At 72.8% G+C, this 25547-nt stretch carries 23 protein-coding genes; 15 read left to right on the forward strand and 8 right to left on the reverse strand.

Going from position 1 to position 25547, the window contains the following annotated elements; translation table 11 throughout:
- Position 1: 1 nt before the first annotated feature.
- The 5 genes from ACZ9QC_RS01015 to ACZ9QC_RS01035 all read right to left on the reverse strand — a co-directional run bounded on the left by ACZ9QC_RS01015 (position 2) and on the right by ACZ9QC_RS01035 (position 6621).
- On the reverse strand, positions 2-994 hold the full coding sequence (locus ACZ9QC_RS01015) for an alpha-ketoacid dehydrogenase subunit beta (RefSeq protein ID WP_472918309.1): 993 nt from the start codon (positions 992-994) through the stop codon (positions 2-4).
- Between the two features lie 2 nt (positions 995-996).
- Entirely contained in the window at positions 997-2091 is a 1095-nt protein-coding gene (gene pdhA, locus ACZ9QC_RS01020) for a pyruvate dehydrogenase (acetyl-transferring) E1 component subunit alpha (protein WP_472918310.1), read from the reverse strand.
- Positions 2088-3875, reverse strand: a complete 1788-nt coding sequence (gene acsA / locus ACZ9QC_RS01025) for an acetate--CoA ligase (RefSeq protein ID WP_472918311.1) — start codon at positions 3873-3875, stop codon at positions 2088-2090. Before acsA ends, pdhA begins: the two co-directional genes overlap by 4 nt.
- 357 nt (positions 3876-4232) lie before the next feature.
- Complete coding sequence (locus ACZ9QC_RS01030; RefSeq protein ID WP_472918312.1) at positions 4233-5759, reverse strand: bifunctional aminoglycoside phosphotransferase/ATP-binding protein; 1527 nt, start codon at positions 5757-5759, stop codon at positions 4233-4235.
- Positions 5752-6621, reverse strand: a complete 870-nt coding sequence (locus ACZ9QC_RS01035; RefSeq protein ID WP_472918313.1) for a universal stress protein — start codon at positions 6619-6621, stop codon at positions 5752-5754. The genes ACZ9QC_RS01030 and ACZ9QC_RS01035 overlap by 8 nt, the downstream gene beginning before the upstream one ends.
- Positions 6622-6960: 339 nt before the next feature.
- On the opposite strand from ACZ9QC_RS01035, the gene ACZ9QC_RS01040 reads away from it, so the two are divergent.
- The 5 genes from ACZ9QC_RS01040 (at position 6961) to ACZ9QC_RS01060 (ending at position 10846) form a co-directional block, all read left to right on the forward strand.
- A complete protein-coding gene (locus tag ACZ9QC_RS01040; RefSeq protein ID WP_472918314.1) occupies positions 6961-7566 on the forward strand; it encodes an Rv1733c family protein in 606 nt (201 codons plus the stop codon).
- A 48-nt stretch (positions 7567-7614) separates the two neighbouring features.
- Positions 7615-8970 (forward strand): nicotinate phosphoribosyltransferase, encoded by a 1356-nt coding sequence (locus ACZ9QC_RS01045; protein WP_472918315.1) that lies wholly within the window; start codon positions 7615-7617, stop codon positions 8968-8970.
- Positions 8971-8981: 11 nt separating this feature from the next.
- A complete protein-coding gene (locus ACZ9QC_RS01050) occupies positions 8982-9269 on the forward strand; it encodes a DUF1876 domain-containing protein (protein WP_472918316.1) in 288 nt (95 codons plus the stop codon).
- Between the two features lie 95 nt (positions 9270-9364).
- Positions 9365-9823, forward strand: a complete 459-nt coding sequence (locus tag ACZ9QC_RS01055; RefSeq protein WP_472918317.1) for an Hsp20/alpha crystallin family protein — start codon at positions 9365-9367, stop codon at positions 9821-9823.
- 111 nt (positions 9824-9934) lie between these two features.
- On the forward strand, positions 9935-10846 hold the full coding sequence (locus ACZ9QC_RS01060; protein ID WP_472918318.1) for a DUF1918 domain-containing protein: 912 nt from the start codon (positions 9935-9937) through the stop codon (positions 10844-10846).
- Positions 10847-10873: 27 nt separating this feature from the next.
- On the opposite strand, the gene ACZ9QC_RS01065 is transcribed toward ACZ9QC_RS01060, so the two are convergent.
- The gene (locus ACZ9QC_RS01065) at positions 10874-11548 is read right to left on the reverse strand and encodes a CBS domain-containing protein (protein WP_472918319.1); all 675 of its coding nucleotides are present in this window, start codon (positions 11546-11548) and stop codon (positions 10874-10876) included.
- A 213-nt stretch (positions 11549-11761) separates the two neighbouring features.
- Here ACZ9QC_RS01065 and ACZ9QC_RS01070 point away from each other — a divergent pair, with 213 nt between their 5' ends.
- On the forward strand, positions 11762-12682 hold the full coding sequence (locus ACZ9QC_RS01070; RefSeq protein WP_472918320.1) for a universal stress protein: 921 nt from the start codon (positions 11762-11764) through the stop codon (positions 12680-12682).
- A gap of 40 nt (positions 12683-12722) precedes the next feature.
- Here ACZ9QC_RS01070 and ACZ9QC_RS01075 read toward each other — a convergent pair whose 3' ends face one another.
- Positions 12723-14993, reverse strand: a complete 2271-nt coding sequence (locus ACZ9QC_RS01075; RefSeq protein WP_472918321.1) for an MMPL family transporter — start codon at positions 14991-14993, stop codon at positions 12723-12725.
- 175 nt (positions 14994-15168) lie between these two features.
- On the opposite strand from ACZ9QC_RS01075, the gene ACZ9QC_RS01080 reads away from it, so the two are divergent.
- The 4 genes from ACZ9QC_RS01080 (at position 15169) to ACZ9QC_RS01095 (ending at position 19425) form a co-directional block, all read left to right on the forward strand.
- Positions 15169-16341 (forward strand): sensor histidine kinase, encoded by a 1173-nt coding sequence (locus ACZ9QC_RS01080; protein WP_472918322.1) that lies wholly within the window; start codon positions 15169-15171, stop codon positions 16339-16341.
- Positions 16316-16978, forward strand: a complete 663-nt coding sequence (locus ACZ9QC_RS01085) for a response regulator (RefSeq protein WP_472918323.1) — start codon at positions 16316-16318, stop codon at positions 16976-16978. Before ACZ9QC_RS01080 ends, ACZ9QC_RS01085 begins: the two co-directional genes overlap by 26 nt.
- A gap of 336 nt (positions 16979-17314) precedes the next feature.
- Entirely contained in the window at positions 17315-19024 is a 1710-nt protein-coding gene (locus ACZ9QC_RS01090) for an aminotransferase class V-fold PLP-dependent enzyme (RefSeq protein WP_472918324.1), read from the forward strand.
- A gap of 113 nt (positions 19025-19137) precedes the next feature.
- Positions 19138-19425 carry a metal-sensitive transcriptional regulator gene (locus ACZ9QC_RS01095; RefSeq protein WP_472918325.1) on the forward strand — a complete coding sequence of 96 codons (288 nt, stop codon included), beginning with the start codon at positions 19138-19140 and terminating at the stop codon, positions 19423-19425.
- 480 nt (positions 19426-19905) lie between these two features.
- On the opposite strand, the gene ACZ9QC_RS01100 is transcribed toward ACZ9QC_RS01095, so the two are convergent.
- Positions 19906-20808, reverse strand: a complete 903-nt coding sequence (locus ACZ9QC_RS01100; RefSeq protein ID WP_472918326.1) for a universal stress protein — start codon at positions 20806-20808, stop codon at positions 19906-19908.
- A gap of 411 nt (positions 20809-21219) precedes the next feature.
- Between ACZ9QC_RS01100 and ACZ9QC_RS01105 the strand changes: the two genes are divergently transcribed.
- From ACZ9QC_RS01105 to ACZ9QC_RS01125, 5 genes are all read left to right on the forward strand, one after another.
- Positions 21220-21444, forward strand: coding sequence for a hypothetical protein (locus ACZ9QC_RS01105; RefSeq protein WP_230223559.1), 225 nt, complete (start codon positions 21220-21222; stop codon positions 21442-21444).
- A gap of 51 nt (positions 21445-21495) precedes the next feature.
- On the forward strand, positions 21496-22164 hold the full coding sequence (locus tag ACZ9QC_RS01110; protein ID WP_472918327.1) for a DUF4389 domain-containing protein: 669 nt from the start codon (positions 21496-21498) through the stop codon (positions 22162-22164).
- Between the two features lie 130 nt (positions 22165-22294).
- Positions 22295-22801, forward strand: a complete 507-nt coding sequence (locus tag ACZ9QC_RS01115; RefSeq protein WP_472918328.1) for a hydrogenase maturation protease — start codon at positions 22295-22297, stop codon at positions 22799-22801.
- 113 nt (positions 22802-22914) lie between these two features.
- On the forward strand, positions 22915-25194 hold the full coding sequence (gene hypF / locus ACZ9QC_RS01120) for a carbamoyltransferase HypF (RefSeq protein ID WP_472918329.1): 2280 nt from the start codon (positions 22915-22917) through the stop codon (positions 25192-25194).
- Positions 25195-25200: 6 nt separating this feature from the next.
- Positions 25201-25488, forward strand: a complete 288-nt coding sequence (locus tag ACZ9QC_RS01125) for a HypC/HybG/HupF family hydrogenase formation chaperone (RefSeq protein WP_472918330.1) — start codon at positions 25201-25203, stop codon at positions 25486-25488.
- The last annotated feature ends 59 nt before the right edge of the window (positions 25489-25547 follow it).

A 25547-nucleotide genomic window follows, 5' to 3' on the forward strand; every position in this document is an offset into this window, starting at 1 on the left:
GTCAGTCCACCGCCCGACGGGCAGCCGCAACGATGTCGGCGGTCTGGGGCAGGGCGGCCTCCTCCAGGCGCCGTGCGTACGGCATCGGGACCTCGGCACTGCACACCCGCTCCACGGGCGCGTCCAGGTCGTAGAACGAGTCCTCGGCGATACGGGCGGACACCTCGGCGGCCAGGCTGCCCGTCCGCCATGCCTCGTCCACGACCACTGCCCTGTGGGTACGGGCCACCGAGTCCGCGAGGGCACCGGTGTCGAGCGGACGCAGTGTGCGCAGGTCGATCACCTCGGCGCTGATGCCGTCCACGGCCAGTTCGTCCGCGGCCGCGAGGGTCTTGGGCAGCGAACCGCCGTAGGTGACGAGGGTGATGTCGGTGCCCGTACGACGGATCGCCGCACGGTCCAGGTCCGCCGGTGCCGCGCGGGGGTCGAGTTCGCCGGACACGTTGTAGAGGCTGCCGTGCTCGAAGATCAGCACCGGGTCCGGGTCGGCGAGAGCGGGCGCCAGCATGTGCCGGGCGTCCTCCAGGGTGGCGGGTGCGAGGACCCGGACACCGGGGATGTGCGCGTACCAGCCCTCCAGGCTGTGCGAGTGCTGCGCCGCCAGTTGCCGGCCGGCGCCCGTGGTCATGCGGATGACCAGCGGCACGGCCAGCTGGCCACCTGACATGTGGAGCAGGGTGGCGGCGTTGTTGAGGATCTGGTCCAGGGCGAGAAGGCTGAAGTTGACGGTCATGATCTCGACGATCGGCCGCATCCCGGCCAGGGCGGCGCCGATCCCGGAACCCACGAACGCGGACTCCGACAGCGGGGTGTCGCGGACGCGTTCGGGTCCGAACTCCTCCAGGAGTCCGAGGCTGACGCCGAAGCAGCCGCCGTACCGGCCCACGTCCTCGCCCATGAGGAAGACGCGGTCGTCGGAGCGCAGGGCGTCCCGCAGCGCCTCGCGCAGGGCCTCCCGGTAGCTGGTCCTCGCCGTCGTGGTGGCACCGGCCATGGTCAGGTCACCGCCTCGGAGGGTGCGCTGGTGACATGGCGCAGCAGTGTCTCGACGGGCTCCTCCGGCGCCTGTTCGGCCGCTTCGACCGCGTGGTCGATCTCGGTGGTGACCCGGCGCTCGATCCGGGCGACGTCCCTGTCGACCGGATCACCGTTCTCCCGCATGCGGTCCACCAGCAGGCCGATGGGGTCCCTCGACTTCCACGACTCGATCTCGGCCTTGTCCCGGTAGCGGTCCGGGTCGTACATCGAGTGGGCGCGGAAGCGGTAGGTCCGCAGTTCCAGGAAGTGGGGTCCGCTGCCGGCCCGGATGCCTTCGACCGCTCGCCGGGCGGCCTGTTCGACGGCCTCGACGTCCATGCCGTCCACGGGCCAGGCGACCATGCCGTAGGAAGCGGCGCGCAGGGCCAGGTCGGTCTGTGCCTGGTGGCGTTCCAGGGCGGTACCCATGGCGTAGCGGTTGTTCTCGCAGACGAGCAACAGGGGCAGGTTCCACAGCGCGGCGAGGTTCGCCGTCTCGTGGAACTCTCCTTCGGCGAAGGCACCGTCGCCGAAGAAACAGCAGGTCACATGGTTCTGTCCGCGCATGCGGTCGGCGAGCGCGAGCCCGGCGGCCAGCGGGAGGCCACCAGCGACGATCGCGTTGCCGCCGTAGAAGCGCCGGCTCGCGTCGAACAGGTGCATGGATCCGCCCCGGCCGCCGCTGCACCCCGTCGTCCTCCCGTACATCTCGGCCATCACCGCCTCGGCCGTGATGCCGCGGGCCAGGGCGTGACCGTGCTCACGGTAGGTGGAGACGACCGCGTCCTCGGCCGTCAGCGCCTCGTTGACGCCGACGGCGACGGCCTCCTCACCGATGTACAGGTGGACGAAGCCCCGGATCTTCGTGGCGCTGTACAGCTCGACGCACCGCTCCTCGAAGCGCCGGATGCGCAGCATCGCCTCCAGCAGGGCCCCGCGGTGCCCGGTGTCCGCCGTCGGTGCCGGGGTCCGGTTCTTCGCGCTCTTCTTGGTCCTGGTGCCCTTCTTGGCGGGTTTCGCGGGCTTGGCGGCCTTCGGGGCGTTCCGGGTTCGGGTGGGGCGGGCCACGGTCATGCGGATCCCTCCAGGGTCGACAGGTCACCGGTGGGAAGGCCGAGCTCCCGTGCGCGCAGCAACCGCCGCATCACCTTCCCGCTGCGGGTCTTGGGCAGGTTCTGGTCGAACGCGATCTCCCGGGGCGCCACGGCGGGACCCAGCTTGCGTCGGCCGAAAGCGAGCAGTTCGCGTTCCAGGGCGTCGGACGGCTCCGCTCCGGGGCGCAGGGAGACGAACGCCTTCACGACGTTCCCGGCGACCGGGTCCGGCCGTCCGATGACCCCGGCCTCGGCCACGGCCGGATGCTCCATCAGCGCGCTCTCCACCTCGAACGGACCGATGAGGTGGCCCGCCGACTTGATGACGTCGTCGGCCCGCCCCACGAACCAGTACCAGCCGTCCTTGTCCCGGCGCACCAGATCGCCGGTCAGGTACCAGCCGTCGGCGAACGCCGCGTCGTAACGCTCCTTGTCGTGCAGATAGCCGCGGAACATCGACGGCCAGCCCGGCCGCAGCGCCAACTCGCCCTCGGCGTCGGGGCGCCGCTCCTCGGTGACCCTGCCGTCGACGACCAGGGCCCGGCCGTCCTCGCCCTGTTCCAGCACGGTCGCCTCGACACCGGGCAGCGGCCGTCCCATCGAGCCGGGCCGGATGTCGCAGGCGGCGTAGTTGGCGATCATGATGCAACCGGTCTCCGTCTGCCACCAGTTGTCGTGCACGGGCAGACCCAGCACGTCACGGCCCCAGACGACGGCCTCCGGGTTGAGGGGCTCGCCGACCGAGGCGATGAAGCGCAGCGCGGACAGGTCGTGGGAGCGCGGCAGGTCGTAGGGGCCCTCGCGGGGTGTGGCGCGCATGAGCATGCGCAGCGCCGTGGGCGCGGTGTACCAGACGCTGACACGCTGTTCGCCGAGGATCCGGTACCAGCGGCGGGCGTCGTAGTCGCCCTCGTCGACGACCACCGTCACACCGTGCACGAGCGGGGCGATGATGCCGTACGACATGCCGGTGACCCAGCCGGGGTCGGCGGTGCACCAGTACACGTCGTCGTGGTGCAGATCGAGTGCGTACGCGGCTGTGGCGTAGTGGGCGACCACGGCGTCGTGGACGTGGACGGCGCCCTTGGGGGTGCCGGTGGTACCGCTGGTGAAGTGCAGGAGCGCCATGTCCTCGGGCGAGGTCGGCGGGATGGTGAACCGGTCCGAAGCCGCTGCCGTCAGCCCGCCGAAGGAGAGCGTGCCGGGAAGTTCCTCGGCACCGGGCCCGACGACGACGACGTGTTCGAGACCGGGCAGTGAGGCCCGCCGCTCGGCGACCTTGCGTCGGTAGAGGTCCGCGGTGGTGACCAGCACCCGGGCGTCACCCAGCTCCAGCCGTTGTGCCACCGGGTCCGGGCCGAAGGCGGAGAACAGCGGGCACAGCACGCTGGTGTTCTTCAGGGTGCCGAGCACGACCGTGTAGAGCTCGGGGCAGCGCCCGAGGAGGGTGAACACGCGCTCGCCGCGCCCGACGCCGAGGGAGCGCAGGACATTGGCGAAGCGGGCCGTACGGCAGGCCAGTTCCCGGTAGGTGACGGTGGAGACGGATCCGTCCCGGGCGACGCACCGCAGCGCCGCCTCGTCCGCGCGGTCCGAGGCCGCGTGCCGGTCCACAGCCTCGTGGGCGATGTTCAGGCCGCCACCGGGGAGGCCGGACAGCGCCGCGCGCGCATGTGACCAGGTGAAGGCGGAGCGGGCACGGTCGTAGTCGATGAGACGGGGAAGCACGACCGGGGGGTCCTTGTGGATGGTTTCCCAGTGCATCGGCGCTCCTCCCAGCACTGCCCCCGCCCTCCAGCGTCGCGGACCCGCGCCCCGCCCGCACGTCGGCCGCGGGCAGGTCGACGGGCCCGGTCTCGGCCGGGCCCGGGCGCGACGGGAGCCGGGGGCCGCCCACTTCTTGCGGGCCCGAATCGCACGGTGCGCGGCTCCTGCTCCGCTTCCCCGTGTCCCGTCGTGGCCCTCGGCTCACTTCCATGGCACCGCCGAGCCCACCGGGGTTGAAGGGCCGGAAGGCCCTTCACGCCGGGCCGACCGGCCTCCGCTCGGCGTGCCGGTCGGGTCCTGCCCGCGGAGCGTGGAGCCGGGCGGACCGTCGAGGGCGCCCTACCTTCGGACACGTCAGTCCTGGTCCGGCTCCCCGTAGGGACGGCGGAAGACCGGGGCCTGGTCCGCGCCCCAGGGGCGTACGGCGGCGAGCGCACGGGAGACGGCGGATTCCAGCGGGCCGCTGGTGTCGACCGTGACGGCGTCCGGCCAGGGCGGTTCCCGGGCCGCGAGCGCCGTGGCGACGCCGAGGTCGGCGTCGGACGGCCCGGGGGAACGCGTGTTCAGGCGAGCCGCGGAGACCTCTCCCGGTACCTGACAGTGCAGGGCCACGAGATCGGCGCGGGTGCCCTCGGCCACCCGCCGCGCCTGCGCGCGCAACTCCCTGGTGGACCAGGTGGCGTCCAGGACCACGGGTTCGCCGCGCGCCAACAGCGCCGCGGCGCGGTCGAGGAGGGCCGCGTAGGTCCTGGTCGTCCACTCCGGGGTGTACAGCCCTTCCCCGTACGCGGCCGGCGCGGGCGTGTCCGGGGAGATACCCGCCAGCTCCTTGCGGAGGCGGTCACTGCTGAGCAGGGTGACGCCCAGCCGGTCGGCCAACGCGCCGGAGAGGGTGGACTTCCCGCTGCCGGGCAGCCCTCCGACGAGGGTCAGGCCGACGGCGGAGGTACGCAGGTGGCGCAGCGTGGTCGAGAGCAGTCGTCGTGACGCCGACCAGGCCCCCGGGGCTCCCTGACCCGCCTGGATGAGGGACACCTTGGCCCTGACGAACGCGCGATAGGCGACGTAGTGGTGCCACAGGGACGGCGGCGCGGGGTCACCGGAGTACTCGCTGTAGCGGGCGAGGAAGCGGGCCGCCGCCTCCGGCGCGCCGAGCTGTTCCAGGTCCATGGCGAGGAAGGCGGCGTCGTCCAGTCCGTCGACGTAGCGCAGGTGGTCGTCGAACTCCAGGCAGTCCAGGACCCGGGGGCCGTCGTCGAGGCAGAAGATGTCCTCGGCCAGCAGGTCGCCGTGGCCGTCCACCACCCGCCGCTGCTCGATCCGGGAGTCGAACAACGCCTGGCGGCCTGCGAGATAGCGGCGCACCAGCCGTTCGGCCTCGAGCACTCCGTCGAGTTCGGGTCCGTTCCCGGTCGTCGCGCGGACCTGCTCGAAGCTCGCCTCCCAGCGTGACGCCAGCGCGTCCCTGGTGCCCTGTTCGTCCACGTCGCGGCCGTGGGGCGCCGCCGCGTGCCAGGCGGAGAGGCGCCGGGCCACGGCACGCAGGACCTCGTCGACGTCCGCACCGGCTCGCACCAGTGCGGACAGACGGCGGTCCGCCGGCATACGGCGCATCACGACGAGGGGTTCGGACGCCTCGGCGCCGGGGCTGACGACTTCGCCGACGCCCAGGTAGACATCCGGCGCGAAGCGGCGGTTGAGCGCCACTTCGCGTGTGCAGGCCGTCCGACGGGCGGACCGTTCCGTGTAGTCCAGAAAACCCAGGTCGACCGCCTTCTTGACCTTGTACGCGCGATCACCCGCGAAGAACACGATCGCGGTGTGGGTCTCGGCCACTCCCGCGCGTGGCGAGCGCTCCCCCGGAGTGCCGGTTTCATTCATGAGGGACGACGGCGACGGGGCAGCGTCCGTGATGGATGGCCGCGTGAGCCACGTGATCCAGATGGTGCGTGGCACCGTGGTGGTGCACCCGCCGTCCGACGACCAGCAGCGCGGCACCCTCCGAGGCGTGCACGACAGCCTTGGCGGGGCTCGTGAGACGGATGGTGTCCTCCACGTCCACCTGCGGGTATTTCTCGCGCCAGGGACGCAGAGCCTTGCTCAGCTCCTCCTGCGCCTCCCGGGTCAGCTCCTCGCTGACGCCGTGGTCCACTCCCCAGGGCATCCGCGCGTGGAACGGCACGCTGCGGCCGCGGACGGCGAGCAGGGGAACGCCCCGGGCCGCCGCGCTGTGGAACGCGAAGTCGAGCAGTTCGTCGCAGGATCCGCGCGTTTCCATCGCCACGACGACCTTGTCGGCCGAGGTGGTGCGTGGCCGCTCCTCGGTCGGCTCCGCGCGGACCAGGACCACCGGCCGAGCGGCCCGCGCCACGACCGGCATGCTGACATCGCCCATGAAGTAGCTCTCGGCGGATGCCAGTCCCCGGGATCCCAGCACCAGCATCTCGGACTCCGCGGCGGCGCGGATCAGAGCCTCCTGGGCGTCGTCGGCGACGAGACTGCCGACGACGGACAGCCCCGGATGGCGTCCGCTCAGCTCCGCCTGCGCGGTGTGGACCAGGCGCTTCGCCCAGTAGTTCTGGTCGACTTCGGAGGGGACGTGGGTCGGTTCCGGTGCCAGCAACGGCCACGCGTGCAGCAGCCGAAGGGTGAGCCTGCGTTTCTCGGCCTCGTCGGCGGCCCAACGGGCGGCGGCCAGGCTCGCGGGTGAACCGTCCAGGCCCACGGTGACGACTGGTTCCATGGCGGCGGCCTCCGTCTCTTGTGAAGCTGGATACGTACGGCGGCGGCCGACGGCGAAGGACTCCGCCGGCTCCTGCGGCCCGGATCTCGTCGACCGGCCGGGCGGTGCTGGGTTTCCCTCCTTCGAGAAGTACCCCAATCCCCCCGGCCTCGCATGTGGACCGAGGGCGGGAAGTGGGCAAGGGCCCGGATTTCCTGCGGTCGGGCCGCACGGTCGGGCTCCTCCGGGCCCAAATGCTCGACGGCAGGGACATTCGGCCCTATGGCCGGAGCCCGCCCACGTCCGAAGGTGGGACCAGCACCCGGGGGGAGCGACCAGCGAGCAGCTGGAGGCCGACCCATGAGCGCACCAGGAACGCCGCACACGCCGGACCCGTCCTCCCCGCGCGGCGAGCACCTGCCCGGGAGCGCGAACCCGCTGAGGCGGCCGTCCGACCGGTTCGAGTCCTGGCTCCGGCGCCTTCTGCTGGTCGTGCTCCTCCTCGGGCTGCCGGTGGCCGCCTACGGCGCGGGGACGACGGTGTACGAGTCGTCGATGGAGACCGTCCGCGCCCAGACCGCGGAACGGCACGAGATCACCGCGCGGCTGACGGAGGATCTGGACCGTGACAACGACGCGTCGAAGCAGCCGGCGCGGGTCCGCTGGACCGACGAGGAGGGCGACGTACGCACCGGGGACGCCCTGGTGAAGGCGGGGACCGACAAGGGCGCGTCCGTGCGCGTGTGGCTGGACCGCGACGGGAACCTCACCTCGCCGCCCATGAACACGCTCAACGCGAAGAGTTCCGGCTGGCTGGCGGGCGGCATGGCGGCGTTCGGAGTGGCCTTCGGCTGCTACGCGGTCCGGTCGGGCACGCGTCTGCTGCTGGACCGCGCGAGGTATGCACGGTGGGCCGCCGACTGGGACCGGGTGGAGCCACTGTGGTCGGCCCGCTTCCGCCGATGACGCACTCGGATCGGACGCGGGCCGCGCGAGCGGGAGGAGGCAGCCGGAATGTCGGACGCGACGACCACCGACCTGTACGAGGTGACGATGGCCATGTCCTACCTGCGGGAGGGGATGACCGCCCCGGCGACGTTCAGTCTCTTCGTCCGTGACCTGCCCCCGGAGCGCGGCTTCCTGGTCACGGCCGGACTGGAGTCGGCGCTGGACCACCTGAGCGGATTCCATGTCGGCCCCGAGGACGTCGACGCCTTCGCCGCCGCGCTGCACCGGCCACGCCGGGATCTGGAACCCCTGCTCGGCCTGGAGTTCACCGGGCGGGTACGGGCGGTGCCGGAGGGCCGGGTCGTGCTCGCCGGTGAGCCCCTGCTGGAGGTGACGGCTCCCCTGCCCGAGGCACAGCTGGTGGAGACGTACCTGCTGAATCAGCTCACCCATCAGACGGCCGTCGCCTCGAAGGCCGCACGGTGTGCGCTCGCGGCGGCCGGCCGGCCGCTGGTGGACTTCTCCCTGCGCCGCACGCACGGTCCGCAGGCGGGGTTCCAGGCCGCCCGGCTCGGAGCGCTGGCGGGATTCGCCGGGACCAGCAATGTGGCGGCGGCCACGGCGCTCGGCATTCCCGCCGTCGGGACGATGGCCCACTCCTATGTGGAGGCGTTCGCCTCGGAGGAGGACGCCTTCCGCGCGTTCGCCCGCGCCCACCCGGGGCCGGTGACCCTGCTGGTGGACACCTACGACACCGAGGAGGGCGTCCGTGCGGCGGCGCGTGTGCTGTGCGACCTGGACCTCGCGGCCCGCGGACCCGGCTCCGCCGTACGGCTGGACAGCGGCGACCTCGGGGGCCTCGCGGTGCGGGCCCGGTCCGTCCTCGACCACGCGGGCCTGCCGGGGGTGCGGATCGTCGTCAGTGGTGGTCTCGACGAGTACTCCGTCGACGACCTGGTGCGCTCCGGGGCACCGATCGACACCTACGCCGTCGGCACCCGCGTGGGGGTGGCGGCGGACGCGCCGTATCTGGACTCGGCGTACAAAATGGTGGAGTACGACGGCCGTCCGGTGATGAAGCTGTCGGCGGCCAAGGTGACGGCCCCGGGTGCCAAACAGGTGTTCCGCCGCCGCGGCTGCGCCGATGTGGTCGGCCTCGCCGACGAGGAGCGACCGGACGACGCCCTGGCGCTGCTGGAGACGGTGATGCGGAACGGACGGCGCACGCGAAGGCCGTCCACGCTCGACGAGTGCCGGGCGAGATGCGCGGACGACATGGCGGAACTGCCGTCTTCGGCCCGGCGGATCAGGGCACCGGTGGCGCCCCGTGCCACGCCCTCGGAGCGGCTGACCGGACTCACCGCACGGGTCCGGCACCGCGTCGAGAACACGGTCGCGGCTCATCGGCCCGTGCCGGGATGAGGAGGAAGGCCATGGCGCACGTGTCGGAATGGAGGGTTCGCCTCCATCTCTTCGAGGACGACGAGGGAAGGACCGAGGCCCGTCTGGTGGTGGACACCGGTGCCACGCAGATCGTCGGCCGCGGCTCGGCGCACCGGCATCCCGCGGACGCCGAGGTGCCGGAGATCGGTGACGAACTGGCGGCGGGCCGCGCGATGAACAACCTCGCCCGGCAGCTGATCAGGGCCGCCGAGCGTGACATCGAGGGCGTGGGAGCCGCACGGCCGAGCAGCTCGCAGGCCACCGGGTGGTCCCTGTGAGGACCGGACGGCCATGTGAAGACCGGACCGGCCCCGGTGATGCCACGACGGGGCGCGAGGCCCGCAGGAGCGAGGAAGCCGAGGAGGAAGCAGCCATGACACATCCCGCACGACACTCCACCACCGCCTCGCCGGGCGCTCTGCGCGAGTTGGACGACCTGCGCGCGCGGGTGGACCAGTTGATGCACGCCGCCTTCGTCGGTGGCGGATGGCCCACGTCCGGCGGTTCCGAACCGTGGGCGCCGGCGGCCGACATCGAGGACGCCGAGGACGCCTACCTGATCGAGCTGGAACTGCCCGGCATGGACAAGGAGCAGATCACCGTCGAGGTCTCCGAGGGTGAACTCGATGTCCACGGTGAGGTCCGGCAGAAGGAGCGCACGGGGGCGGTCCGCAGGCACACCCGGCGCATCGGCCAGTTCGACTACCGCACGACCCTGCCACCGAACGCCGATGCCGAGCGCATCAGCGCCGAGCTGAACAACGGCGTGCTCACGGTGCGGGTCCCCAAGACCGAGAAGGGCAGGGCCCGGCGGGTCGAGATCACCGGCTGAGCCCCGTCGTGCGGGCCCGAGGGCCGACGGGTGGCCTGCGTCGGCCCGACCTCGCCGCCACGGGCCCCGGTTCGTGGCACGGCACAGGAAGACTCTGAGAAGTGGGGCGACATGCAAGCTCATCTCGGCGACCAGCTCGTCATCGAAAGCACGACGTCCGGCGCCGCCCGGCGGGACGGGGAGATCGTCGGACTCCACCACGAGGACGGAACACCGCCCTACGAGGTGCGCTGGTCGGACACGAACGAGGTGACGCTCGTGTTCCCCGGCCCCGACGCCCACGTCAACCATCTCGAGTCCGCAGCGCCCGCGACGGCCTCCCGCGCGGCGCACGACGGACCCGCCGACGCCGAACGGGCACCGTCGTCGGACGCCGTCGGTCCCGGTGACATCGGCCGACGCGTGCGCGCGGAACGAGAGCGGCGGGGGCTCAGCCGCGAGGAGACGGCCCGACGCGCCCGGATGTCGCCCGGCTACCTGGCCTATCTGGAGGAGTATCCCGCCGACCCGACCAGGGCGGCCCTCATCAGCCTGGCCGACGCGCTGGGCACCACCGCCACCGCTCTGCGCGGAGGGGGCGTCGATCAGCCGCCCGGCCAGGGGCGGGCACTGCCGCATCCGCGGCTGAGGGACCTCGACGTGGACGAATGCCGGGGGCTGCTGTCCACGCACGGCGTGGGACGCGTCGCGGTGACGGCCCCCGACGGCCGCCCGGCGGTCGTCCCGGTCAACTACGAGGTCGTCGGCGACACCATCGCCTTCCGGACCGCCCCCGAGTCGCTGCTCGCGGCAGCCGTCGGAACGGAGGTCGCCTTCGAGGTCGATCACGTGGACGAGCCGCTGAGCCAGGGCTGGAGCGTGCTCGCCGTCGGCCCCGCGAGCGTCGTCACGGAAGCCGGCGCCGTACGCCACCTCACCGAGCGGGCGCACACGACGCCCTGGTCGGGCGGCACGCGCGACATGTGGGTGTCCATCCGGGCCGAGCGCCTGACCGGTCGACGGATCACGCCGGCGGAGGAATGAGGTGGCGCCCCGGCCTGCGGCCGCTGGTCAGCGCTCGTCCGCGGGGCCGGGGGCGGCGTCCACGTCGCCGAGCCGGGAACGCACGTCCACCACGCCCTCCACAGCGCGGACCAGCCGCTCGGCGACCCAGCCCAGCGCGGGATCCCGGACCCTGCCGACGAGGGTGACGACCCCGTCGTGCACGGACACATGGATCGTGTGACTGAGTGCGGGGAAGAGGTAGGCCACCACCGTGCGGCGCACTTCCTCCTCGATGTCCTCGTCCGACCGCAGGAAGACCTTCAACAGGTCACCACGGCTGACGACGCCGAGCAGCCGTCCCTCGTCGTCGATCACCGGCAGACGCTTGACCCCGTTGACGGCCATGATCCGGGCCGCCTGCCCCAGCGTGACGTCCGGCGCCACCACGATCGCGGGCGCGCTCATGACCTCCTCCGCGGTCACCGCCCCCGCCTTGGCGAGGTCGGACATCCGCCGGAGCTGCTCGGCCCGGGTGAGGTCGCGGTCCCGGAACTCCTCCTTGGGCAGCAGGTCGGCCTCGGAGACCACACCGACGACCCGTCCGTCCCCCTCCACCACCGGCACGGCACTGAGCTGCCGGTCCGTCATGGCCCGCACGACGTCCTTGAAGAGTGTGTCGCGCCGGACGGCCACCGCCGGGAGGGTCATCACGTCACTGACGATGTGGGGGGTGTCGGGCATGGGCACGGGTCCCTTGGGAGCGGAGGTTCGAGATCACTTGTGGTCAGGTGACCCGGGACGGGTTTCGACCGCACGTCTCCAGCATCGACGGGCCGTGGGCCCGCGCAACCCGGGCCGCTCGCCGACCGGTCCGTGTCGCGACGGTCCTCGGGTGGTGCGACGGTGTTTCCGAAGGAGTCTCGACAGCAGGCGGACGGGAAGGCGGAGATGGTGATGGAACTGCCGCTGGTCGTGGGCGTCGACGGATCCGAGTCCAGCCTGCTGGCGGTCGACTGGGCGGCGGACGCGGCCGCACGGCACGGACTGCCCCTGCGCCTGGTGCACGCCTCCCGCTGGGAACGCTACGAACGGGCCGTGCCGTCCTTCTCCACCGGTCGTCCCGCCGGGGACGTGCTGGCGGAGCACATCGTCGCTTCCTGCGCGGAGCGTGCGAGGCTCCGCGCCCCCGGGGTGAAGGTGTCGGGCGAGGCGGTGCCCGACGACGCCGTACCGGCCCTGCTGCGGACGGCCACCGAGGCGTTCGCCCTGGTCGTGGGAGAGCGCGGGCGAGGTGAGCTGGCCGGGCTGCTGCTCGGCTCGGTGAGTCTGGCGGTGGCGGCACGCGCCGTGTGCCCGGTCGTCGTGGTCCGTGGCCCGGAGCCCCGTGCCGCGGACCACGGCCCGGTCGTGGTGGGCGTCGGCGACGACCCCGAACACACGGACGCCGTACGGTTCGCCGTCCGTGAGGCCGAGTTGCGCGGCTGTGCCCTGACCGCCGTACGGGCGTGGCGCAGTCCGGCCCATGAGCGCATGGACAGTCCGCTGCCCGCGGACCACACCGATCAGGGGTACCGGGAGAGGGCCTCGGCCGATCTCGACGAGGCGCTGAACGAGGCCGTACGGGAACACCCCGGCGTCGAGATCCGACGCCACCCGGTCGAGGGTCCCGCACACCGTGTCCTGCTGGACGCCTCGGTGGACGCCGGCCTCGTCGTCGTCGGAGCCGTGCGTCGCCAGGGGCATTTCGGTCTCCAGCTCGGCCGGGTGGCCCACACCCTGCTGCACCACTGCGCGTGTCCGGTCGCCGTGGTCCCGCGGCGGACCGGGCGTGCCCACGGCTCTGCACCAGCAACACCGAACGCACCGCGGCCCTGACACACCTGCGACCACCACCACTGGGCGGGCAGGAGGTGAGTCAACGGTCGATCAGCCGTGGACGCGGGGCCTCACCCGTGGACTCCGCGTCGGTGTCGTCGGTGCCGACCGGGCCGTGGGGAAGCATTCGGTCCAGCCACTTCGGCAGCCACCAGTTGGTCCGGCCGAGGAGTGTCATGGTCGCCGGTACCAGCACCATGCGTACGACCGTGGCGTCGATGAAGATCGCGGTGGCCAGGCCGAGCCCGAACATTTTGGTGGAGGGGTCCTCGGCGACGGCGAAGGACAGGAAGACCGCCACCATGATGAGGGCGGCCGAGGTGATGATCCGGGCGGTGCCCGAGACGCCCTCGACGATCGCCGTGCCGTTGTCGCCGGTGCGCAGGTACTCCTCGCGTACGCGGGAGAGGAGGAACACCTCGTAGTCCATCGACAGGCCGAACAGGATGGCGAAGAGGAACATGGGGATGAACGACACGATCGGAACGGTCGCTTCCAGCCCGATGAGTGCGCCTCCCCAGCCCCACTGGAAGACCGCGACCATGATGCCGTAGGCCGCGCCGATGCTCAGCAGATTCAGCAGGACCGCCTTGAGCGGCACGAGTATCGAGCGGAAGACCAGCATCAGCAACAGGAACGACATCGCCAGCACGGCGGCGACGAACACCGGCAGGCGCTCGCTGGTGCGTCGGCCCACATCGGACAGGCTCGCGGCGGCGCCGCCGACGTGGGCCCTGGCCGGGCCGTGCCCGACCGCCGTGGGCAGCACGTCGGTGCGCAGCCGGGCGATGGTGGCGGCCGTGGCCTTGTCCTGAGGGCTGGTGGTCGGGAACACCACGAGGGTCGCGATGCCGGTGGCCCGATCGATCTGCGTCGGCGCGACGGACGCGATACCCGGATCCGCCGCGACCGCCCCGACGAGTCGGTCCAGCACTCCCGGATCACCGGCGGGGTCCGCGGCGATGACGAGGGGACCGTTGGTGCCCGGGCCGAACCCCTCGGCCACGAGGTCGTAGGCCCGGCGCTCGGTACGGCTGTGGGGCAGTGAGCCGTCGTCGGGCAGGCCGACGCGCAGGCCGAGCACGGGCAGCGTCGCGGTCAGCAGCAGCCCCGCCGCGCCGACCGCGTAAGGCACCGGGTGCCGGCCGACGTGCCCGATCCAGCGGCGCCACCCGGCGGCGGGGGCGTTGCCTGCCGCCGGGTCCCGCCGCCGTGCGAGGCGGCCCGGCTTCCGGGTCTGCAGAGCCCGGCCGATCCGGCCGGCCCGGGCCAGGCGTGGGCCGGCGGCGCCGAGGAAGGCCGGCAGCAGCGTCACCGACGCGACCACCATGGTCAGAACGACGATCGAGACGGCGAGCCCGCCCACCGTCATGAACGGTACGTTCGCGACCGCCAGGCCGAGGATCGATACGACGACGATGCCGCCGGCGAAGACCACCGGCCGCCCCGCCGTGGCCACCGCTCGCCCCGCCGCCTCGTGCGGATCGAGCCCGCGCACGAGGTACTCCCGGTGCCTGGCGAGCACGAACAGCGCGTAGTCGATGCCCACTCCGAGCCCGACCATGCTGCCCAGGACCGGTGCGAAGGTGGGGACGTCCGTCACCCCCGCCAGTACCGTCATCGTGGCGACCCCGACGGTCAGTCCGAAGACCGCCATGCCGATCGGCAGCGCGGCGGCGACGAGCGAACCGAACGCCAGGAACAGGATCGCGGCCGCGGCGAGGAGGCCGATCAACTCGCTCACGCCGCCGTCGGGTTCGGAGAAGGCGTAGAAGAGGCTCCCGCCCATCTCGATGCGCAGGGGCAGTTCGGCGCGCAGCCGGTCGCCGAGATCGACGAGGGCGTCGAGGTCTGCGGCCGACAACCTGCTCTGGTCGGGGTACTGCACCCGGACGACCGCGATCCGCCCGTCGGCCGAGACGAGGCCGCCGCGCACGGCGGTGTCCCCGCCCGCGCCGAGCGCCCCCGCCGGGTCGCTCGTGCCGAGCACGTGCGGCAGCCGCTTCACCTCGGTCCGCAGCCGCGTGAGAGCGGTACGCGCACTGTCGTCGTCGACGAACGTCGCGGCACCGTCGAGGGGGGTGACGACCACTTGGGCGGTCATCCCCTCCTGGTCGGTGCCGGCCCGCTCGATCAGTTCCGCGGCCCGTTGGGAGTCCAGTCCCGGAGCGGTCATCGAATCCGCATTCCGCCCGCCGAAGGCGACGGCGGCGAGGACGGCGAGCGTGGCGGCGATCAGCCATGCCGCGATCACCCGCCAGGGATGGCGAGCGGCGCTTGCGCCCATACGCAACAGGGCTTTCGAGAGCATCGGGTCCTCCAACCACCTCGTCGGCCGTCCTTGTACGGCCGCCGCTGCCGAGGTTGGTCGCCACGGCGCTCTGCGGCATCGGCTCCTGGGCCTCGGATGCGTCGGCCCCAAGTCGGAGTGACACCCCGTCCTTTCGGCCGATGCGCGGCACGGCGGGGTCTCTAGGCTGAGAACCGTGCTGCGAGACGACCTGCGAAACCTGTGGACCGAACCCCGGCCGCCCGGCGCGCCCGCCCGGGTGTGGCGGGACTGGGCGCTGCTCGCCGTGGGCCTGGGCGGTGTGGTGCTGGAGGCCACCCTGCGCGACGACGTCGTGTGGCGGCCGGTGGCGGTGGTGTTCGCCGTAGGGCTGTGCCTGCTGTCCCTGTGGCGCCGGACCCGCCCGCTGGCGATGGTCACGCTGGCGTTCGGCTCGGTGATGCTGCTCCAGGTGGCCTCGTTCGTCGCCGCGTCGCGCGAGCCCGTCGGCCTGTACACCGGCATGGTCGTGCTCGTGCTGGTGTACGCGCTGCCCCGGTGGGGATCGGGACGGGAGATCGTGCTGGGCGGCGCGGTGATCCTCACGGTCGGCGTGCTGTGTTCCGTCACGGACGAGACGCCGGTCGTCGAGAACGTCGTGGGCATCGTCTTCCTGCTGCTGCCCGGCGTGGTCGGGGCTGCCGTGCGGTTCTGGGTGACCGCTCGCGAGCGGCAGGTGGAGCAGGTACGGTCCCGCGAGCGCGAGCAGCTCGCCCGGGAACTGCACGACACGGTGGCCCACCACGTGTCGGCCATGGTGATCATCGCCCAGGCGGGCGGGGTGCTCGCCGGCGCCGACCCGTCCGCCGCCGTCAAGGCGCTGGAGGAGGTCGAGGAGGAAGGGGCGCGCACGCTGGAGGAGATGCGCGCCATGGTCGCCGCGCTGCGCGACCGCGGAGTGGGCGCCGAGCTGGCGCCCCCTGCCGGAGTCACGGATCTGGAGCGCCTGGTGCGCACCCCGGGTGGCCGCCTCAGGGTCGACCTGGGGCTCGACGGCGAACTGGACTCACTGCCCCCGGCCGTGGACGCGGCCGTCTACCGCATCGTGCAGGAGTCGGTGACCAACGCGCTGCGCCATGCGGTCGACGCGACCGAGCTCGTCGTTCGAGTCGCCGCGCAGCGGCACACGGTACGGGTGAGCGTGCGCGACAACGGCCGGCGCACCGGCCGGGGTCGCGACGGATACGGGCTTACCGGGCTGCGCGAGCGCGCGACCCTGCTCGGCGGCACACTACGAGCCGGCCCGGGTACCGACCGGGGCTGGCATGTCGAAGCCGAACTGCCGAGAGCGAGGAACGACAGCGGTGTCCATTCGCGTCCTCGTCGCTGACGACCAGACGATCATCCGCACCGGGTTGCGGATCATGCTGAACGCCCAGCCCGGCATCGAGGTGGTCGGCGAGGCCGCCGACGGACACGAAGCGGTACGCCTGGCCCGCGAACTGCGCCCCGACGTCTGCCTGTTCGACATCCGCATGCCTCTGCTGGACGGACTCGAGGCCACCCGGCTGATCGCCGGCCCGGGCGTCGCCGACCCGATGGTCGTGGTCGTCATCACCACGTTCGACCTCGACGAGTACGTCTACGGCTCACTCCGTGCCGGCGCCCGCGGATTCCTCCTCAAGGACACGGGGCCGGACCTTCTGGCGCAGGCCGTACGGTCGGCGTCCGACGGCGAGGCGCTCATCGCACCCAGCGTCACCGTCCGTCTGCTCCAGGCGTTCGCGGACCTGCCCGCCGGCCGGCCCGCGGCCCAGCCGGTCTCCCCCGTCACCGCCCGTGAGGAGCAGGTGCTCCTGGCCGTCGCTCGCGGGCTGACCAACACCGAGATCGCCGATGCGCTGCACATCAGCCTCAGCACGGTGAAGACGCACCTGGCGAGCCTGATGGCCAAACTCGGCGCCCGCAACCGGGTCGAGATCGCGATGTGGGCCTACGAGACGCGCCGTATCCTCCCCGGGACCTGAGCACGTCCTGGTCGACGGCCGTGAGTCGGTGCTCGTGCCGGTCGTGCGCGCGGACAGGCGGATGGCCGCCATGGTGCCGGACGTGCCGCCGCCGAGGACGCCGATGTGTGTGCCCATGTCCCCACCGTCGTACGGGAGATGACCTCGACGGGCGCCCTCACCCGGAGTCCCGCTGACGCCTCGCACGCATCCTGATAAAATACCCGGCAGGGTATATAAACCGCAGAGGCGGGCACGAGGGCCGTCGGCCGGTCCGCTCCCATCGTCGGCCACTCCCCACGCCCCCGCGGTCCACCGAATCCTCGAGCGGTGGACACGAGCGAGAAGGGCCCGGCCATGACCGCGAGCACGCCCCAGAGCCCCGGCCGGCGACGGCGCGGCGACATCGTGGATCGCGTCCGCCGCGGCCTCATCGGCGACGACGAGGTCCTGGAGGGCCCCTACGGGCCGAAGCGGATCGTCTACGCCGACTACACGGCCTCCGGCCGCTCGCTCGACTTCATCGAGGACTTCGTGCGCGAGCAGGTGCTGCCGCGCTACGGCAACACCCACACGGAGAGTTCCAGCACCGGGGCGCAGACCACCCGGCTGCGCGAGGACGCCCGCCGGATCATCCACGAGGCGGTCGGCGGCACCGAGGACGATCTCGTCGTCTTCTGCGGCTCCGGAGCCACCGCGGCGGTCAACAAGCTGGTCGGCATCATGGAGTTGCGGCGTCCGGACCGGCCCCGGCACGCCCGGCGTCCCGTGGTGTTCGTCGGACCGTACGAACACCACTCCAACGAACTGCCGTGGCGCGAGTCCGTCGCCGACGTGGTGGTGATCGACGGGGATCCCGACGGTCACATCGACCTCGCCCGGCTCGAAGCGGGACTGCGGCGTCACGCCGACCGCCCGCTGCGCATCGGCAGCTTCTCCGCCGCCTCCAACGTCACCGGCATCCTCACCGACACCGACCGCATCGCGCGCCTGTTGCACGCCCACGGCGCACTGTCCTTCTGGGACTACGCGGCGGCGGCGCCGTACATCCCGATCCGGATGGGCGAAAGCGCCCCCGGCGCCGGGGACCACAAGGACGCGCTGTTCCTGTCCCCGCACAAGTTCGTCGGCGGCCCGCAGACACCGGGCGTCCTCGTCGTGCGGCGGGAACTCGTGCGCAACCCGGTGCCCACCGTGCCCGGCGGCGGCACGGTCTCCTTCGTCGATCCGCTCGTCCACCGCTACCTCGACGACCCCGTGGTCCGTGAGGAGGGCGGTACCCCGGCGATCATCGAGTCCATCCGGGCCGGACTGGTCTTCGCCCTCAAACAGGCCGTCGGGGCGGACGCCATCCAGGCCGCCGAGGAGCGCCACTGGCGCCACGCGCTCGCGCACTGGGATCGCGCGCCCGGTATCGAGGTCCTCGGGAACCGACACGCCCGCCGCCTGTCCATCGTCTCCTTCCGCATCAGGTACGGCGAGCACGGCTATCTGCACCACAACTACGTCGTCGCCCTCCTCAACGACCTCTTCGGGATACAGGCCCGCGGCGGCTGCTCCTGCGCCGGCCCCTACGGACACAGACTGCTGGCCATCGACGCCGCCACCTCCCACGCACTGCTCGACGAGGTCGTGCACGGCTGCGAGGGCATCAAGCCCGGCTGGACACGCGTCAACTTCAACTACTTCATCAGCGACACCGTCCGCGACTACCTCGTGGAGGCCGTGGACCTGGTCGCCAGGCAGGGGCACCGGCTCCTGCGGGACTACCGCTTCGACCCGCACAGCGGACAGTGGCACCACCGCAGCGGCCCGACCGCGTCCCCGCTGCGGCTGACCGACCTGCGCTTCGACTCCGACGGGCCGATCGTCGCCCCGGCCCCCCGGCATCGCCGACTGGGCGAGGAAGCGCTGGCCGGACAACTCGAACGCGCCCGTGAAGTACTGGCGGCCCAGCCCGCCTCCGTCGACGACGGTCCCACCGGACTGCCGGCCGGCTTCGAGCACATGCGGTGGTTCCCGCTGCCGCCCGTCTGCCTGGAACAAAGCCGCGCCGGCACCGGTTGAACCGGGCGGCCGGATGCCCCGCGGGGTATCCGTGGGCGTAGCACGACCGATGGTCGACACCCACCCGAATCGGGGCATAGAGTACCCCCAGGGGTATTAAGCGAGGAGTGATCGTGAACTTGGAGCTCGAGGGTGCGGACCTGCGGACCGTCCTGAACCGGCTGCGCCGCGCGCAGGGCCAGATCTCCGGCGTGATCCGGATGATCGAGGAGGGACGGGACTGCGAGGACGTCGTCACCCAACTCGCGGCCGCCTCCCGCGCCCTGGACCGGGCCGGTTTCGCGATCATCGCGACGGGCCTCCAGCAGTGCGTGACCGACATCGAGTCGGGCCGCCGCGACGGCGAGGCCACCGAGCAGACGCGCGCCCGCCTCGAGAAGCTCTTCCTGTCCCTGGCCTGAGCACCCTCGTCACGCGGGACGCTCACGCGACGCGCGTGCACGCCGGACGCCGACCGACCCCCCACAGCCGACGGCTCGCTCGGCCGCACGCCGCACGCCACACGCCGCACGCCGCACGCCGCACGCCGCACGCCGCACGCCGAGAACGAGTCCGGCGCCCGTCCGGCGACACGGCTCACACAGGTCTGCCGCCCCTCCCCCACCGTCACGCGTCCCGCGTTGCGCATCGCTCCTCACGCACGTGCGACACGGGTACATCGTTCTCGACAGAGATACGCCCGGGAGTGTCCTGGGCACCCCCCAGGGGGTATTTCCCGACCAGGCGGGACGACCGAAGGGCAGGCCATCGCCTTGCACTACGACCGCACCGTGCGCCTCGGCGCCGACTTCACCACCACCGCCTCGACGCCGCCCTGGCCTCGCTCGTGAAGGGCGACACCGGGAGCTGACACCGCGAGACCCGCGGGCACCGCGCGTGGCTCACTCGTGGGGGACGACGGCCACCGGGCAGGTCACCCGATGGACCGCGGCGTGGGTGACCGGTCCGGTGCGCGGGAACGTCGGCCGGTCCGTCAGGCGGTGGCCCACGACGAGGAGGCTCGCCGCCGAGGCGGCACGGACCAGCGTGGTCGCGGCCCTGCCCTCTGCCACGGTCTCCAGCACGGTCGTCTCGGGGTACTTGTCCCGCCACGTCCGCAGCACCGCGGACATGAACCCCTGCCACTCCTGCCCCTGAAGCACCTCGTCCACCAGGCCCACGTCCCCGGGTCCCAGAGAGATCGCGGACGGGGTCTGCCAGGCGTGCACGACCCGCAGACGGGCGTGGCGCAGTCGAGCCGCCTCGAACGCGAACTCGATCACCTCGTCGCACGGATCGTTGAGGTCGAGGCCCAGCACCACGTCCCGGTGGCCGGTGAGGGCCGACGCGCCGCCGTCCGCCCCGGGCGGACGCTCGTCCGCGGCCTGTTCCTCGGCCCGTACGAGGACGACGGGGCGCGTGGCCTTCGCGACCACGCCCAGGGCGACGGAACCGACCAGGAACCCCGTGAAACCGCTCAGTCCTCGCGAGCCCAGCACGAGCAGTTCGGCCTGCTCCGCGGCCCGCAGCAGGGCCGGGGTGGCCGGGCCCTCGGCCTGCTCGTCGGTCAGTCGCACCGTGGGGCACACGGCACGGACCCGTTGCTCCGCCTGGCGCAGGATCCGTCGGCCCAGGTGCCGCTGAACGGCGTGCTCGCTTTCGCTCTCCGAGGAGCGGGGTTGCCAGTTCCAGGCGTGTACTAGACGAAGGGCGCGCCCCCGGAGGGCGGCCTCGCGCGCCGCCCACTCCGCGGCGGCCAGACTCTGCGCCGATCCGTCCACACCGGCGACCACAGGCGGAAGCATGATGTGTCCCTCCCCTATTCGATCCACTCGTCGATGCGATCCACTCGTCCCGGTCGGCTCGCGGTCGACTCGTCACCCTCAGCGTCGTGCCGCGTCGGGTCCCGCGGGCATGGGCCACCAGGTCTGCGTGCGGGGCCGACCGGCCCAAGCGCGCCGGGTCCCGGGCTGGGCGAGACGACGGGCCGGCCGTCGGCGCCGACCGTCCCCCGTGCCGGTCGGCCGATCGCCGGTGTCGAGGGACGAGCGGCCCCGCTCTGGTGCCCGTTCAGCCCCTGGGAACGGAGCCCCGACCCTCCGAGGCTGGAAGCGAGGAGCCGACCCGGGAGGGGCCGCCGGACGACGGCGGGGCCCGTCCGCCCCAGGGTTCCTCTCTGCCCCGGGGACGGCCCGGGTCCGCAGCAGGAGGAGATCATGATCCCGTTCATTCTGATCGGCGCGGCGGTGCTCGGTGCCTGCCTGGTCTTCGGCTACAGCTCGCTCGTCGTCGGCTTCGTCCTGATGGCATTCGGCTTCCTCGGACTCATCGCCTTCCTGGGAACGCCCGGTGTGGTCCGGCGGCCCGGCGAACGCGAGGTCGTCCTGGAGGAGCGCCACTACATCGGCGAACACGACGACCATCGCCACTACCGACAGTGATCAGCACAGTGCCGGGGGGACCGAGAACAGCTGGGAAAGGACCCGAGAACCATGGCATCGGAAACAGTCCCGCCGAGTGCGCGTCCCCTTCAGCCGGTCCGGGTGACCGCGACCTGTGATCCACAGCTGTCCCGCTGGCTGTGGCTCGTGAAGTGGCTGCTCGCGCTGCCCCACTACATCGTCCTGGCCCTCCTGTGGGTGGCGTTCGTCGTGGTGGGCATCGTGGCGTTCTTCGCGATCCTCTTCACCGGCCGCTATCCACGCCCCCTGTTCGACTTCAGCACCGGAGTGCTGCGCTGGAGCTGGCGGGTGGCCTTCTACACGTACGGCGCCCTCGGCACCGACCGCTACCCGCCCTTCACCCTCGCCGAGGTGCCGGACTACCCGGCACACCTGGACGTGGCGTATCCCGAGCAGTTGTCCCGCGGGCTGGTCCTGGTGAAGTGGTGGCTGTTGGCCATCCCCCACTACCTGGTGCTGGGCATCATCGGGGGTGGCATCCACGTCACCTGGACCTCGGGAGGGCTCATCTCGCTCCTGACGTTCTTCGCCGGGGTCGCCCTGCTGTTCACCGGTGTCTATCCGCGCGGCATCTTCGATCTGGTGATCGGCCTGGACCGGTGGGTGCTGCGGGTCGCCGCCTACACGTCGCTGCTCACGGACGTCTACCCGCCGTTCCGTCTCGACCAGGGCGGCAGTGAGCCGGGGACGCGCCCATGACGATTGGGCCGGTCCGTCGTCCCGGCCGGCGGCCGTGTCGGGCCGGCGGCCGGGACGAGGAAGACCGGCCCAGGGCAACGGGCCGTTCGGCCCCTGCTGAGCGGCCGCGTCCCGACGGACGGTGGGGACCATGACGAGGGGCAGCAGGATCGCCGTCATCGGCGTCGGGAACGAGTTCCGCCGTGACGACGGCGTGGGCTGGGCCGTGATCGCCCGGCTGCGGAAGCGGGCGGGCGGCCCGCCGCTGCCGGCGGACACCGTGCTCGCCACCTGTGACGGTGATCCGGCCAGGCTGATCGGTCTCTGGGAGGACGCGGGTCTCGCCGTGGTGGTCGACGCGGCCCACGCGCATCCGGGGAGTCCCGGGCGCGTCCACCGCCTGGAACTCGACGGCGAGCGCCTGGCACGGTCCACAGCGACCAGCTCGCACGGACTGGGCCTCGGTGAGGCCGTCGAGCTGGCCCGCGCCCTGGGGCGGCTGCCGGAGCGTCTGGTCGTCTACGCGGTGGAGGGAGCCGACGATTCCCTCGGCACCGGCCTCTCCCCCGCCGTCACGGCCGCGGTGGACCCCCTCGTGGGCACGGTCCGGGACGAGATCGCGCGGTATCGCGCCGCGTCGGTGGGGAGGCTGCCATGACCGTACGGCCCGAAGCGACGCAGGGGGCGGACCCAGGGGGCGGGAACCGCCCGCCTCCCCAGCGCGGCCCCACGGCGCCCGTTCCGCCCGCCCGTGGCGGAGCCGGCCGCACCGTGCGCCGCTTCCAGGTGGACGGGATCGTCCAGGGAGTCGGCTTCCGGCCCTTCGTGTACCGCACCGCCTCGACGCTCGGGCTGAGCGGCTGGGTGGCCAACGTCAACGGGCACGTGGAGGGCGAGGTCGCCGGAGAGCCCGGCGCCGTCGACGAGTTCGCGGCGCGGCTGCGGATCGACGCGCCGGCACTCGCCCGGGTGCGCCACGTCCGGCTGACGCCCGGCGCGCGGGAGGCCGCGCCCCGGGACGGCTTCCAGGTGTGGCACAGCCCGCCCGGCCGGGCGGGAGGAACACCGCGCGAGCTCCCGCCCGACGCCGGAATCTGCGACGCCTGTCTGCGTGAGCTGCGTGACCCCCGCGACCGCCGCCACCGCTACCCGTTCATCAACTGCACCGACTGCGGGCCACGCGCCACGATCATCGAGGACCTGCCGTACGACCGGACCCGTACGACGATGCGCCGCTTCCCGCTGTGCGCCCGGTGCGCGGCCGAGTACGCCGATCCCGGCGACCGGCGCTTCCATGCCGAGCCCGTCGCGTGCCCCGTCTGCGGGCCGCGCCTGGCGTGGGGGGAACTGCGCGGTGAGGACGCGCTGCGCGCGGCTGCCGAGGCCGTCGCCGGAGGCGGGATCGTCGCGCTCAAGGGACTCGGCGGCTACCAACTGGTGTGCGACGCGGGCGATTCCGCGGCCGTGGCGGAGCTGCGCCGCCGCAAGCGCCGTCCCACGAAACCGTTCGCCGTGATGGTGCGCGACACGAGGGCGGCGGCGCGGCTGGCCCGGATCGGCGCCACGGAGTACGAGGTGCTCACCTCCCCGGCCCGGCCCGTGGTGCTGCTCGCCCGCTGCCGACGCCACGGCGACCTCCTGGCCGAGGGGGTCCACCCGGGTCTGGGCCGCGTCGGCCTGTTCCTGCCCACCACGGGCCTGCACCAACTGCTCCTGGACGATCTGGACCGCCCGCTCGTGGTGACCAGCGGCAACCGGTGCGGTGAACCCATCGCCCTCGGGGACGCGGAGGCCCGGCGGACCCTGAAGGGCGTGGCCGACGGGTTCCTCACCCACGACCGGCCCATCCGGTCCCGGTACGACGACTCCGTGGTGGAGGTGACCGGCCGGGTGCGGGTCACCGTCCGCCGGGCCCGTGGCCTCGCGCCCGCGGCGCTGCCCCTCGACGTACGGGAGCCGGTGGCGGGGGCGGGCGGGCACCTGAAGCACACCTTCACGCTCGCCGCCGACGGCCGGGCCCATCTCGGGCCGCACACGGGCGACCTGGCCGACGAGGCCACGTACGAGGCTTTCCGGGCGTCGTACGACGACCTCAAGCGGCTCACCGGCATCGAACCGACGGCGATCGCTCACGACCTCCACCCCGGCTATCTGTCCACCCGGTGGGCGCGGGAGCAGGGAACACGTCTCGTCCCCGTCCAGCACCACCACGCGCACGTGGTCGCCTGCGCGGCCGAGCACGGGGTGCGCGGGCCTTTCGTCGGTGTCGCCTACGACGGTCTGGGGCTGGGCGACGACGGCACCCTGTGGGGTGGTGAGGTTCTCGTCGCCGACCGGCGCGGCTACCGTCGCGCGGGCAGGTTCGCGACCGCTCCGCTGCCGGGCGGCGACGCGGCGGTACGCCATCCGTCCCGGACCGCCCTCGGCCATCTGCTGGACACCGAGCGTCTGGGCACCCCGCGGCCGTACCCGTGGCTGACCAGGTCCTTCACGGACCGGCTCGATCCGTCGGAGGTCGCGGCGGTACGCGCCATGGTGGCCCGGGACGTCAACTGCCCGCGCGCCTCCAGCGCCGGACGGCTCTTCGACGCGGTCGCCTCGCTCCTCGGCCTCTGCGACGAGACCGGCTACGAGGGCGAGGCCGCCGTGCTGCTGGAGGCGGCGGCCGGGGCCGAGCACGCGCTGCCGCTCGCCCACCGGGTCGTCCGGGCGCAGGGGCTGTGGGTGTACGACTCCACAGCGACCCTCACCGATCTGTTGCGGCGACGGCTGGACGGGGAGCCGGTCACCCGGTTGGCGGCGGCCTTCCATCTGACGCTCGCGACCGTCACCGCCGACCTGGTCGCCCGGATCGTGGCCGACGGCGCGCCCCGCACGGTGTGCCTGGGCGGCGGCTGTTTCGTCAACCGGCGGCTGCTCACCGAGACCCGGCGGCGGCTGCGGGCGCTGGGGGTGCGGGTGCTGGTCGGTGGCGCCGTGCCGGTCGGGGACGGCGGCATCAGCTACGGCCAGGCGGCGGTCGCCGCCGCCCGGCTGGCCGGAGAGGGGTGAACGGAGATGTGCCTGGGCGTTCCGGGGCTGATCCTGGAGGTGCACGAGGACGCGGGGCTGCGCATGGGCACCGTCGACTTCGGCGGCGTACGGCGCGAGGTCTGCCTCAGCTGTACGCCCGACGCGGGTGTCGGGACGTATGTGATCGTGCACGTCGGCTTCGCGATCACCGAGGTGGACGAGGCGGAGGCGCACCGGACGCTGGAGGTGCTGCGGGCGATGGCGGGTGCGGTGGAGGCGGAGCTGGGCGCTTCGCCGACCTTGCCGTCTCCCGGCTCCGCCACAGAGCCGTGAGGCGCCGCGGACCGTCCGCCGCGGCGGCCCGGCCGGCCACGACCGGGCCCGACCGGCCC

The sequence above is a fragment of the Streptomyces sp. HUAS MS02 genome, assembly GCF_055702265.1.

Coding starts and splice junctions, on each gene's coding strand:
- ACZ9QC_RS01015 (WP_472918309.1), bottom strand. CDS start 994: ATGGCCGGTGCCACCACGACGGCGAGGACCAGCTACCGGGAGGCCCTG.
- pdhA (WP_472918310.1), bottom strand. CDS start 2,091: ATGACCGTGGCCCGCCCCACCCGAACCCGGAACGCCCCGAAGGCCGCC.
- acsA (WP_472918311.1), bottom strand. CDS start 3,875: ATGCACTGGGAAACCATCCACAAGGACCCCCCGGTCGTGCTTCCCCGT.
- ACZ9QC_RS01030 (WP_472918312.1), bottom strand. CDS start 5,759: ATGAATGAAACCGGCACTCCGGGGGAGCGCTCGCCACGCGCGGGAGTG.
- ACZ9QC_RS01035 (WP_472918313.1), bottom strand. CDS start 6,621: ATGGAACCAGTCGTCACCGTGGGCCTGGACGGTTCACCCGCGAGCCTG.
- ACZ9QC_RS01040 (WP_472918314.1), top strand. CDS start 6,961: ATGAGCGCACCAGGAACGCCGCACACGCCGGACCCGTCCTCCCCGCGC.
- ACZ9QC_RS01045 (WP_472918315.1), top strand. CDS start 7,615: ATGTCGGACGCGACGACCACCGACCTGTACGAGGTGACGATGGCCATG.
- ACZ9QC_RS01050 (WP_472918316.1), top strand. CDS start 8,982: ATGGCGCACGTGTCGGAATGGAGGGTTCGCCTCCATCTCTTCGAGGAC.
- ACZ9QC_RS01055 (WP_472918317.1), top strand. CDS start 9,365: ATGACACATCCCGCACGACACTCCACCACCGCCTCGCCGGGCGCTCTG.
- ACZ9QC_RS01060 (WP_472918318.1), top strand. CDS start 9,935: ATGCAAGCTCATCTCGGCGACCAGCTCGTCATCGAAAGCACGACGTCC.
- ACZ9QC_RS01065 (WP_472918319.1), bottom strand. CDS start 11,548: ATGCCCGACACCCCCCACATCGTCAGTGACGTGATGACCCTCCCGGCG.
- ACZ9QC_RS01070 (WP_472918320.1), top strand. CDS start 11,762: ATGGAACTGCCGCTGGTCGTGGGCGTCGACGGATCCGAGTCCAGCCTG.
- ACZ9QC_RS01075 (WP_472918321.1), bottom strand. CDS start 14,993: ATGCTCTCGAAAGCCCTGTTGCGTATGGGCGCAAGCGCCGCTCGCCAT.
- ACZ9QC_RS01090 (WP_472918324.1), top strand. CDS start 17,315: ATGACCGCGAGCACGCCCCAGAGCCCCGGCCGGCGACGGCGCGGCGAC.
- ACZ9QC_RS01100 (WP_472918326.1), bottom strand. CDS start 20,808: ATGCTTCCGCCTGTGGTCGCCGGTGTGGACGGATCGGCGCAGAGTCTG.
- ACZ9QC_RS01105 (WP_230223559.1), top strand. CDS start 21,220: ATGATCCCGTTCATTCTGATCGGCGCGGCGGTGCTCGGTGCCTGCCTG.
- ACZ9QC_RS01110 (WP_472918327.1), top strand. CDS start 21,496: ATGGCATCGGAAACAGTCCCGCCGAGTGCGCGTCCCCTTCAGCCGGTC.
- ACZ9QC_RS01115 (WP_472918328.1), top strand. CDS start 22,295: ATGACGAGGGGCAGCAGGATCGCCGTCATCGGCGTCGGGAACGAGTTC.
- ACZ9QC_RS01125 (WP_472918330.1), top strand. CDS start 25,201: ATGTGCCTGGGCGTTCCGGGGCTGATCCTGGAGGTGCACGAGGACGCG.